General features: G+C 48.9%; 8 protein-coding genes. 7 read left to right on the top strand and 1 reads right to left on the bottom strand.

Features of this window, described 5'->3' with window-relative positions; translation table 11 throughout:
• The 7 genes from AC06L3_RS00100 to rfbA form a co-directional block, all read left to right on the top strand.
• On the top strand, positions 1-752 hold a 752-nt coding region (locus tag AC06L3_RS00100), incomplete at its 5' end, for an SLBB domain-containing protein (RefSeq protein WP_475668590.1).
• 16 nt (positions 753-768) lie between these two features.
• Positions 769-1,959 (top strand): Wzz/FepE/Etk N-terminal domain-containing protein, encoded by a 1,191-nt coding sequence (locus tag AC06L3_RS00105; RefSeq protein ID WP_475668591.1) that lies wholly within the window; start codon positions 769-771, stop codon positions 1,957-1,959.
• A 9-nt stretch (positions 1,960-1,968) separates the two neighbouring features.
• Positions 1,969-3,075, top strand: a complete 1,107-nt coding sequence (locus tag AC06L3_RS00110) for an NAD-dependent epimerase/dehydratase family protein (protein WP_475668592.1) — start codon at positions 1,969-1,971, stop codon at positions 3,073-3,075.
• Between the two features lie 2 nt (positions 3,076-3,077).
• Complete coding sequence (locus AC06L3_RS00115; protein ID WP_475668593.1) at positions 3,078-4,406, top strand: UDP binding domain-containing protein; 1,329 nt, start codon at positions 3,078-3,080, stop codon at positions 4,404-4,406.
• Positions 4,407-4,446: 40 nt separating this feature from the next.
• The gene (locus AC06L3_RS00120; RefSeq protein WP_475668594.1) at positions 4,447-5,580 is read left to right on the top strand and encodes a dTDP-glucose 4,6-dehydratase; all 1,134 of its coding nucleotides are present in this window, start codon (positions 4,447-4,449) and stop codon (positions 5,578-5,580) included.
• Complete coding sequence (rfbD, locus tag AC06L3_RS00125; RefSeq protein ID WP_475668595.1) at positions 5,577-6,530, top strand: dTDP-4-dehydrorhamnose reductase; 954 nt, start codon at positions 5,577-5,579, stop codon at positions 6,528-6,530. The genes AC06L3_RS00120 and rfbD overlap by 4 nt, the downstream gene beginning before the upstream one ends.
• A gap of 60 nt (positions 6,531-6,590) precedes the next feature.
• Positions 6,591-7,478, top strand: a complete 888-nt coding sequence (gene rfbA, locus AC06L3_RS00130; protein WP_475668596.1) for a glucose-1-phosphate thymidylyltransferase RfbA — start codon at positions 6,591-6,593, stop codon at positions 7,476-7,478.
• Between the two features lie 122 nt (positions 7,479-7,600).
• Here the strand turns inward: rfbA and AC06L3_RS00135 are convergent.
• A partial coding sequence (locus tag AC06L3_RS00135) for a DUF6562 domain-containing protein (protein ID WP_475668597.1) occupies positions 7,601-8,141 on the bottom strand: 541 nt, incomplete at its 5' end.

Below are 8,141 nucleotides of genomic sequence, written 5' to 3' on the forward strand. Positions count from 1 at the left end.
TGGAGGAGGATGCATCCCTGTGGAATGTCGGGCTAAATCCCTACGATATTGTGTCGTTCAGACGTCTGACCTACTTCCGCCCGCAAATAGCTGTGACTGTGAATGGTGAGGTTCTGGCACCCGGAACCTACGTCATCGACAAGGCACAGGTGCGTCTGTCCGACGTGATGGCGCGTGTGGGAGGATTCACCGATGATGCCTATCCTCACGGTGCCAAGCTGACCCGCGTACTTACCAAGGAGGAGCAGGAACGTCAGAGACTTGCGATGGAGATAGCCGCAAGCAAACTGGAAGGCAAGGTGGTGGTCGATTCCATCCTGCTGGAGGACCGCTACGGTATCGGTATTGACCTGGAGAAGGCTATGTCCAATCCGGGTTCCGTAGCCGATGTTATCCTGCGAGCGGGAGACATAATCGATATTCCCCAGATGAACAATACGGTCAAGATATCAGGTGGTGTCCATTTCCCGAATACCGTAGCATATAATGACGGAGAGCCCTGGACGTACTACATCAGCCAGGCCGGCGGTTATGCCAAACTTGCCAGAAAGAAACAGGTATATGCGGTCTATATGAATGGGCAGGTGGCCAGCAGGTACAAAATAAAGCCTGAGCCCGGAATGGAAATTGTGGTTCCGGAGCGCGATGTCTCACAGGATCGTCAGATGACTCCGGTTGAGATTGCCTCCTTAGCATCATCTACCACTTCTATTGCGTCAATGGTTGTTGCACTTATTAATTCGTTCAAGTAATATCTGTTCAGACAATATGGAAAACCAAGTCAACATAACTCCTGCGGAAGAGGAGTCTTCCATCGATTTCAAAGCGCTGGCTCTCAGGCTTTGGTCCAAACGTAGATTCATAATCAAAATATGCGTTGCATTCGTGGTTCTGGGCCTTCTGGCAGCAATATTCCAGCAGCCCGTTTACACCACGTCCTGTACCTTTGTGCCTCTGAGTTCTTCTTCAAAAGGCTCAAGCGGCTCTCTTTCTTCTCTGGCTGCTCTGGCAGGAATCAATCTGGGTGATATGAGTGCGGGTGAGTCGTTATCACCTCTTATATATCCGCAGATTCTTGGAAGCGTGGAGTTCAACAAAGAACTTATGAGAGTGCCTCTCCACTATGATGACTATGACGTGCCTGTATCTATGTATGACCTTGCCACAAATCCCGAGTACCGTAAATTCTCGCTCGGCAGTGTGTTCAAGACGGTCAAGAAATATACGATAGGGCTTCCTTTTGTAATTCTGAATGCAATCCGTGGAGAGAAACCCGATATTGCTGTGCCGGAAGGGAACGAGAAGCAGATAAGTGCTTATACCAAAGATGAGTATGAAGTTTATAAAGCACTCTCAAGGATGATTTCCCTGACGGTTGAGAAAAAGGACGGATACCTGACTCTCAGTGCCAAGTCCGGTGAAGCTCTTGTTGCCGCAGAATTGTGTCAGGGAGCCTTGGACCTGATGCAGAAATACATTTCCGATTTCAAGCAGAATCAGGCCAAGGACAATCTGGCATATCTTCAGGCCCGAAGTGAAGAGGCAAGGGCAGACTATCTGGCAAAGCAGATGGAACTTGCCCAGTATGTTGATGCCAATCGCGGAGTCCCTACAGCCACTTCCCAGACGCGCAGGCAACAACTCTCATCTGAATACGATCTGGCGTTCGCTCTCTATACCGAGGTTTCCAAGCAACTGCTTCAGGCCGAACTCAAGGTTAAGAACGACACTCCTGTACTATCTGCAGTGAACCCCGTGTACGTGCCGGTGCAAAAGAGTAACAGCCGGTCAAAGACGCTGGCCGTATGGGTTTTCTTTGGAATTATAGTAAGTTGCGGCTCTGTCCTTGCTATAGACTGGCTCTTCAAGAAAGGTTTCGAGTGGCCTGCTGAAAGACCGGAATTCTGGCCTAAGAAGTGCCCGAAGAACTGGCCCGGAAATCTGTTCGAGAAGTGGTAAGCAACAACGATGAAACGGAGATACAAGGGTATGGAAATGAAAGTATTAGTCACAGGATCCGCCGGTTTCATAGGTAGCAACCTGGTACTCAGATTGCTGAAAACGGAGTCTCCAATCGAGATTGTGGGCTTCGACTCGGTCAATGATTATTATGACGTGAGCCTGAAGGAATATCGTCTGCAGCAGATTGAGGCAGAAGCGGCAAAGCATCCCGAGAGCAGGTACACTTTCGTAAAAGGGAACCTTGCAGACAAAGCGCTCGTTGACAGCCTCTTCGAGCAGCATCACTTCGATATAGTGATCAACCTTGCGGCACAGGCTGGTGTCCGCTACAGCATCACCAACCCCGGGGCGTACATCGAGAGCAACCTCATCGGATTCTACAACATACTGGAGGCTTGCAGGCACAGTTATGAACTTGCCGACAACAGCGACACCGGATACAAGGGCGTGGAGCATCTGGTCTATGCCAGCTCCTCCAGCGTCTATGGCGGCAACACCAAAGTGCCTTTCAGCGAAGAAGACAAGGTGGACAATCCCGTCTCCCTCTATGCCGCTACCAAGAAGAGCAACGAACTGCTGGCGCACTCATACTCAAAGCTGTACAACATACCTTCAACGGGACTCCGCTTCTTTACCGTCTATGGTCCTGCCGGCCGTCCCGATATGGCGTACTTCGGTTTTACGAATAAACTCATCAAGGGCGAGAAGATACAGATATTCAACTTCGGCAACTGCAAGCGTGACTTCACCTTTGTCGATGACATTGTGGAAGGCGTGCAGAGGGTGATGCACAAGGCACCAGCCAAACAGACGGGTGCTGACGGACTTCCGCTACCTCCATACAAGGTTTATAATATCGGAAATTCCAACCCCGAGAACCTCCTGGACTTCGTGCAGATCCTTCAAGAAGAACTCACCGCAGCAGGCGTGATTCCAACGGATTATGACTTCGAGTCACACAAAGAACTTGTCCCTATGCAGGCTGGTGACGTACCTGTGACATTCGCAGATACCAGTTCTCTTGAAAGGGATTTCGGTTTTAAACCATCAACGAGTTTACGTCAGGGGCTCAGAGCCTTTGCACAATGGTATAAAGAATTTTATCGGAAATAACAATGAACATTGCAGTTGCCGGAACCGGCTATGTAGGGCTTTCAATAGCCACACTTCTCTCGCAGCATAATCACGTAACAGCGGTTGACGTGATTCCGGAGAAGGTTGATAAAATCAATAAAAGAATTTCACCAATTCAGGATGAATATATAGAAAAGTATCTTGCTGAAAAGGAACTTGATCTTTCAGCAACTCTTGATGGGGCTTCGGCATACAAGGATGCAGATTTTGTGGTGATAGCAGCACCTACAAACTATGATCCTGTCAAGAACTATTTTGATACGTCCCATGTGGAGGAGGTAATAGATCTGGTTATAAGTGTCAATCCCGATGCGGTGATGGTCATCAAATCCACCATCCCTGTGGGATACACAAGAAGTCTGTATGTGAAATATGCTTTGAAATTCCTCACGGATCCATCTTTGAAAGGCAAGCATTTCAACCTGCTTTTCTCTCCGGAGTTCCTTCGTGAGAGCAAAGCTCTTGAAGACAATCTCTGGCCTTCCCGCATTATAGTAGGTTATCCCAAGATGCTCCCAACCGGTAATGAAAAGAAGTGGGATGAAGAGAATGCGGCCATCAATGCAATAGGCAATCCCAAGGCAGAAGAGTTTGCGCATACGTTTGCAAAACTTCTTCAGGAAGGTGCAATTAAGGAGAACATAGACACTTTGTTCATGGGTATGAAGGAAGCAGAGGCAGTGAAGCTCTTCGCAAACACCTATCTGGCACTGAGAGTTTCTTACTTCAACGAGCTGGACACATACGCAGAGGTCAAGGGTCTTGATCCTCAGGCAATCATAAATGGTATTGGTTTGGATCCAAGAATAGGCACCCACTACAACAACCCGAGCTTCGGCTATGGTGGTTACTGCCTGCCCAAGGACACCAAGCAACTCCTTGCCAACTATCAGGATGTTCCTCAGAATGTGATGACAGCCATTGTGGAGTCCAACCGTACAAGAAAGGATTTCATTGCAGATCAGGTGCTTAAGATGGCCGGGTACTACAACGAGAACTCACAGTATGAGTCCGGAAAAGAGAAGGATGTGGTTGTAGGAGTCTATCGCCTCACTATGAAATCCAACTCCGACAACTTCCGTCAGAGCGCCATTCAGGGCATTATGAAGCGTATTAAGGCAAAGGGAGCAACTGTTATTATCTATGAACCGACATTGACAGATGGGGATACTTTCTTCGGGAGCAAGGTGGTGAATGATCTCGATGAGTTCAAGAAGCAAAGTCTGGCAATTATAGCCAATCGCTATGATTCGTGTCTGGATGATGTGATTGAAAAGGTTTATACCAGAGATATATTCAAGAGGGATTAAGGCCCCGTATTACTTATCAATGGAAATAAAGGGAACAGCAATGAAGACTATAATCATCACAGGTGGTGCCGGTTTCATTGGCAGCCACGTAGTAAGGCTTTTCGTAAACAAGTATCCGGAGTATAAAATCATCAATCTGGATAAACTTACCTATGCCGGCAATCTGGCCAACCTCAAGGATATTGAGAACAAACCCAATTACAAGTTCGTGAAGATGGACATCTGCAACTTTGAGGGTGTCTATAAACTGATGCAGGACGAGAGGACTGATGGCATCATCCATCTGGCTGCTGAGAGCCACGTTGACAGAAGTATCAAAGACCCGTTCACCTTTGCACAAACAAATGTGATTGGAACTTTGAGCCTGCTTCAGGCAGCAAAACTATATTGGGAATCCTTGCCGGAGAAATATGAAGGCAAACGTTTCTACCACATTTCAACTGACGAAGTTTATGGTGCGCTCCAGATGACTCATCCTGAGGGAATCGAGCCACCTTTCACGACTAAGGCTTCCAGCGGCAAGCACCATTTGGCATATGGAGAAAAGTTCTTCACGGAAGATTTGAAGTATCAGCCGCATTCTCCGTATAGTGCTGCCAAGGCTTCGAGCGACCATTTCGTAAGGGCTTTTCACGACACTTATGGAATGCCTACAATTGTTACAAACTGCTCGAATAACTATGGCCCTTTCCAGTTCCCGGAGAAGCTGATACCTCTCTTCATCAACAATATCCGCCACAGAAAAGCGCTTCCAGTTTATGGAAAGGGAGAGAATGTACGTGATTGGCTCTATGTGGTAGATCATGCAAGGGCGATAGACGTGATTTTCCATAACGGTAAGATAGCTGAGACCTACAATATTGGCGGCTTTAACGAGTGGAAGAACATAGACATTATCAAGGTTCTCATCAACACGGTTGACAGACTGCTTGGCCGAAAGGAAGGCGAGGATCTTGACCTTATCACATACGTGACAGACAGAGCAGGACACGACCTGCGCTATGCAATTGATTCCAGCAAACTTCAACGGGAACTTGGTTGGGAACCTTCCCTCCAGTTCGAGGAAGGCATCGAGAAGACAGTCAGGTGGTACTTGGATAATCAGGAGTGGATGGACAACGTGACGAGCGGAGAGTATCTGGAATACTACAAGAATATGTACGAAAAGAGATGAACATTCTTGTAACAGGTGCCAACGGGCAGCTCGGCAGAGAGATGCAGATTGTCATTCAGCAATCTCAGGAAAGATCTTGCGTGACTGCGGACACATACTTTTTCACGGATGTATGCGAAGGCTATGAATATCTCAACATCACAGACCTTGCCTCCGTTAGGGAATATGTCAGAGCAAAGCATATTGAAGCCATTGTCAACTGTGCTGCCTGGACGAACGTTGATGGAGCCGAGGCTCCTGAGAAATACGAGCTTGTGGAGGCACTCAATGCCACAGCCCCCGGGAACCTGGCCATTGCAATGAAAGAGGTGGGCGGCCTGCTAGTGCATATTTCAACCGATTACGTCTTCGGCAAGGAATCATACAACATCCCTTGCCGCGAAGACCAGAGGGGAACCCCAACCGGAGTCTATGGCCTGACCAAACTCCACGGGGAGCAAGCCATACAGCAGGTTTTTGGCAGTTCTCCCGAGGATAATGCGGGCGCATACGTCATCATACGCACCGCTTGGCTATACAGCGAATTCGGTAGGAACTTCTGCAAGACAATGCTCAGCCTCACCGCTGCAAAGCCCCGGCTCAAAGTCGTCTTCGACCAAGTTGGCACTCCAACCTATGCTCTCGACCTTGCCAAAGCGATAGTTGTGATACTTGAGGATTATTGCCGTCATGCCGGACTTGATCCGCAATCTCACTACCGCCATTCCGGCATCTACAACTTCTCCAACGAGGGCGTCTGTTCCTGGTACGACTTCACCAAGATGATCCAGCATTTCAGCGGCCAGACGGAGTGTGAAGTGCTCCCTTGCCACTCCTCGGAGTTCCCGAGTCCCGTTACCAGACCGGCCTATTCCGTACTGGACAAGACCAGAATTAAAGAGACCTTTGGTGTTGAGGTGCCATACTGGACGGATAGTTTGAGGAAGTGTATCGCGAATCTGAAGGATTAACTGGCTGGCATTTGGAAATATACATTTAACAAATTAACATATAACAATAGGAGAAAACAGATGAAAGGCATCGTTCTCGCCGGAGGCTCCGGCACAAGACTTTATCCGATAACCAAGGGGGTAAGCAAACAGTTGCTGCCTATTTACGACAAACCGATGGTTTACTATCCAATATCGGTCTTGATGTTGGCTGGAATCAGAGATATCCTCGTTATCTCCACGCCATACGACCTTCCCGGGTTCAAACGCCTGCTAGGTGACGGCTCAGATTACGGCATCAAACTCCAGTATGCGGAGCAGCCTTCTCCGGATGGGCTTGCTCAGGCTTTCACCATCGGCAAGGAGTTTATCGGAAACGACTGCGCCTGCTTGGTGCTTGGAGACAACATCTTCTACGGCAGCGGTTTCACCTCTATGCTTAAAGAGGCGGTACGAGCTGCTGAAGATGATAAGAAGGCTACCGTTTTCGGCTATTGGGTGTCAGACCCGGAGCGCTATGGTGTAGCCGAGTTCGACAAAGATGGCAACTGCCTTAGTATAGAAGAAAAACCGAGAAACCCCAAATCCAACTATGCTGTTGTGGGACTGTACTTCTATCCCAACAAAGTGGTACACGTAGCCGGGAATATCCAACCATCAGCACGTGGCGAATACGAAATCACCACCGTTAACCAGAGGTTCCTCAATGATGGAGAACTGAAGGTGCAGACCCTTGGCCGCGGATTCGCCTGGCTCGACACCGGCACTCACGACTCCCTCTCCGAAGCCTCCACCTTTGTTGAGGTGATAGAAAAGCGCCAGGGACTCAAGATTGCCTGCCTGGAAGGGATTGCCTATCGCAATGGGTGGATAAGCGAGGAGAAGATGCGCCAGCTGGCTCAGCCGATGGTAAAGAACCAGTATGGGCAGTATCTCTTGAAAGTTATTGAGGAATTGAGGGAGCAGTGAGAGCAAAGGCAAAGCTTGCTTTGACTATGCCGAACCGACGAACGAGCGAGTGCAATGGCAAGCTTGCTTGATCATTGCCGAGGGAGGAGGAAAACGAAGTTGTCGCGAACGAAAAACCCAACTCAATACCCCACCTCGTGTTCTGTGCCCCAGCCAGTCAGAAAGGAAAACGTTCCGGAGCCGCCGACGGTGAAAAAGTTGCCGCGGGCCACAGTGAGGCAGTTTCGCTTCATCGGGACGTCCTTCAGCTCGTGCGAGATAATAAGCTTGCCCGCTGCATCATAGGCCGAGGTAGTGATGTTGATGTCCTCCTCATCCGCATTAAGGAAGAGATTCAGACCGATGTGGTTGTTAGGTTTCCCGATACCTGCGGAAATGTCCACTTCCTTCACATACTGGCGGTCAGTTGAGGCAAGGCCGGTGGAAGGATTAAAACTCGCATTACCGGAAACTGCTGAACCAGCGGTATTTGCGATGATTTTGAACATTTTGGTACCCTCAGGGACCTTGTCATTTAGATAGATTTCGAAACTTGAAATGATACGCTCAAGCGTCATACCGGCCGCAAACGGCACCCCGGGCTCGATGGTGACATGGAGCGTATCGCAAAACGTATCCTGTATAAGCGGCTCAGGGACAGTGGCTCGCTCCTTTGACGCAACG

It is taken from the genome of Candidatus Egerieousia sp. (assembly GCF_056211015.1).